This window comes from Vibrio sp. YT-19(2023), from assembly GCF_033337395.1.
The window spans coordinates 1-666 of the sequence record NZ_JAWOQN010000573.1; the positions used below are offsets into that span (position 1 = coordinate 1).

Consider the following 666-nt stretch of genomic DNA (forward strand, 5'->3'; position numbering starts at 1 on the left):
ATTACATGGTGGCGAACCTCGTCGGTTTGTCATTTGCTATCGATGAAGGTATTGCGGCTTATGTTCCTGTCGCACACGATTATTTGGATGCGCCAGAGCAACTGGATCGCGATTGGGTTCTTGAGCAGCTGAAACCAATTCTTGAAGACGACGCTCAAGCGAAAGTCGGTCAGAACCTAAAATACGATGCGTCTGTGCTGGCACGTTACGGCATCGAGATGAAAGGCATCAAATACGACACCATGTTGGCGTCTTACGTTTACAACAGCGTAGGCGGCAAACACGACATGGACAGCTTGGCACTTCGTTTCCTACAACACAGCTGCATTTCATTCGAACAAATCGCGGGTAAAGGTAAAAACCAACTGACCTTCAACCAAATCGAGCTTGAGCAAGCATCGCCATACGCAGCTGAAGATGCTGACGTCACGCTTCGCTTGCACAATCGTCTGTTTGCTAACATCGAACAAGATGAAAAGCTAAAATCGGTTTACGAAGAAATCGAAATGCCGCTAGTCCCTGTTTTGTCTCGCATTGAGCGCACTGGTGTTCTGATTGATGACATGAAGCTGAGCGCTCAATCGGTAGAAATCGCGGCCCGTTTAGAAGAGCTTGAACAAAAAGCTTACGAAATCGCAGAACAAGAGTTCAACATGAACTCGCCGA

General features: G+C 47.4%; 1 pseudogene. It reads left to right on the plus strand.

The window, feature by feature from the left end:
• Positions 1-666 (plus strand): annotated as a pseudogene (locus R7E78_RS27215) (DNA polymerase I); the annotation flags it as partial.